Genomic DNA, 2224 nt, shown 5'->3' on the forward strand with positions numbered 1-2224 from the left:
CCCCAGCCGGCAACTGGAATCATCGCCGCAAAGGAAAGACCTGCGTTTAACTTATCTCCTCTAGCATAATAGATTACCCCGTTTAAACCATCTGCTATTTCTCCGATTCCTGGTATTAACCCTGCTAGATCTAATCCAAATTGTATACCATCCACCAGTTTATTTTCTTTCGGTGGCTCGACTTGGACTGCTTCTTCCTTGTATTCTACTTTAGAAACGATCTCGTAGTATACTGTCCCGTTTTCCGAGTACTCTTTTATCAATAAACCATTTGCATATTGATGATATTGTATGTTCTCTCCAACGTTTTCATCAATTGTAATCATCCTCTTCAGCTCTAGCGCTTGAAAGGTTTTGGCAGTGATCATCGTGCCGATTATTTTGTCTCTTTCTTCTACCCATAGTTTATTAGGATCTAAATATACCTTCGGGAATAGCTCTGTCCGAATCTCGCTCCCAAACGTAATTGCATTCCACTGACTCGGCTGGAAAGTAATGTCCTTTACCCCTGCGGTAAACATTCCCTCCATATCCGTAAGCCAATTGCCCATCGTTTGAATATCTTCTTCTACTGTGTGTAGTGATGTGGTTTGAGAGCTATCGAATTCATGCAGCTGTAAAAGCGTGTCGTCACGTTTCTTTTTAGAATTTTGAACTCCTTCTTGTACCTCACTATCATTAAGATGAGGTAGTGCAACGATATCACTTACTGTATCCATGATACTGTTTGCTTCGTTTGTAAGTCTTTCTGTTATGTTGGCAATCAGCGTCAGTCCTTGTTCTAGCTCTCCCTCTAAAAACTGCTCGAGGATGTACCCTGCCGTATCTGGTTCTAACGACAAAAGAGCAGATTCAATTTGTTGAAGCTTTTGCTTGTAACTATCGGAGAAAACAAGGAAAAAATGAAGGAAAGGTAAATGAACGTCTGAGTAAAAGCCACGGATTGCACTACCTCCTGCCCCTTTCAATACCTCCTCCATTGCTACTAGTTCTTTAACTGTGTTTTGAATATTCCCCACTTCATTTTGCAAACGTTCCAACATAGCTATGTTACGTTGCAATCCATCTTGAAGTAAGTCTACGTCTAGTATTTTCATAGGCATACCCACGTTGAATCGGGTACAATGAAGCATTTCCAATTTTCTTTATTATACAATATTCCCCACCAGATAGACATAATTTCTCCTCCTCTAGCAATCTTCCAATATCTATAATATTCCATTTTTTATATAGAAAGGTAAAGGGAAGTCTAGTATTTAGCACTAAAATGATTCAGAAGGAACAAGGTAAGTTATACAGAAATAAGCATTTAGAATTAAAGAGATATAGTATTTTGGAATTATCACTACAAAAATAAAAAGACCCTCTAATAGATAGAGAATCTTCTTTTTGAAATACTATTAAATCTTGGAACGCTTCGTGATAGAAACTATTTAAGTTTATTGCTTATCTATTGATACTTCTGATTGTTTCCATAAAATGCTTTAACACTCGTGCAGTTAATCCCCAAATAGTATAGTTTTTATAATCATAAAACCATTCCTCAATATCTCTAGGTCTCCATTGATATTTGTCCCCATTAAATATCTTTTCATAAGGAAAGTCCATCGGTGGCATAGGTTGAACAGAGACAGTGTGCATATAAGGCTCATAGTCTAAGAGCCAGCTAATTGGTATGGTAAATACTTCTTCAACCTCTTGTTTGTTGAAACTTTCGATTTGGTGATGATCAATAGTGGCCACGAATGGATAGACCACGAAAGATGAAGAAGCAATATAAGGACTCAACTGACCAATAACTTTTATAGATGTCGGGTCTATTCCTAACTCTTCATGTGTCTCTCTTATTGCAGCTTCCAATGGAGAGGCATCTGTAGTATCAATACGACCACCTGGAAAACTGATATCTCCGGGCTGTTTTCGCATCGTTAAGGAACGCACTTCAAACAACATATGCCATTCTCCTTCCACTTGCACAAGTGGAAGCATAATAGCTGAGCGCAGAGCTGTATCCTCCCCAATAAATAGTGGCTGGCTATGCTGTAATTTTTTTGTTAGATCCTTTAAGAACATAGAATCCCCCTTGCCTTATTTATATATATTACTAGAGTACCATGAATACTGTTTCGTTTAAAATAAATGGACAGCAAAACAAAAAAGCCGCCACCGATTACTCGGTGACGACTTCCTTTAGTTGCCCAGCGACGTCCTACTCTTGCAGGGG

2 protein-coding genes are annotated in these 2224 nt (G+C 38.5%); both read right to left on the reverse strand.

Annotated features, from left to right (window positions below; genetic code table 11):
* A partial coding sequence (locus tag HF876_RS18670; protein WP_240949839.1) for a T7SS effector LXG polymorphic toxin occupies positions 1-1097 on the reverse strand: 1097 nt, incomplete at its 3' end.
* A gap of 349 nt (positions 1098-1446) precedes the next feature.
* A complete protein-coding gene (locus HF876_RS18675) occupies positions 1447-2073 on the reverse strand; it encodes an NUDIX hydrolase (RefSeq protein WP_169361552.1) in 627 nt (208 codons plus the stop codon).
* Between the last annotated feature and the right edge of the window lie 151 nt (positions 2074-2224).

Origin of the sequence: Psychrobacillus sp. BL-248-WT-3 (genome assembly GCF_012843435.1) — a bacterium.
GTDB lineage: Bacteria > Bacillota > Bacilli > Bacillales_A > Planococcaceae > Psychrobacillus.

Bases quoted from the DNA above. Each gene is read 5' to 3' on its own strand.
- HF876_RS18675 (WP_169361552.1), bottom strand. From the start codon at position 2,073: ATGTTCTTAAAGGATCTAACAAAAAAATTACAGCATAGCCAGCCACTA.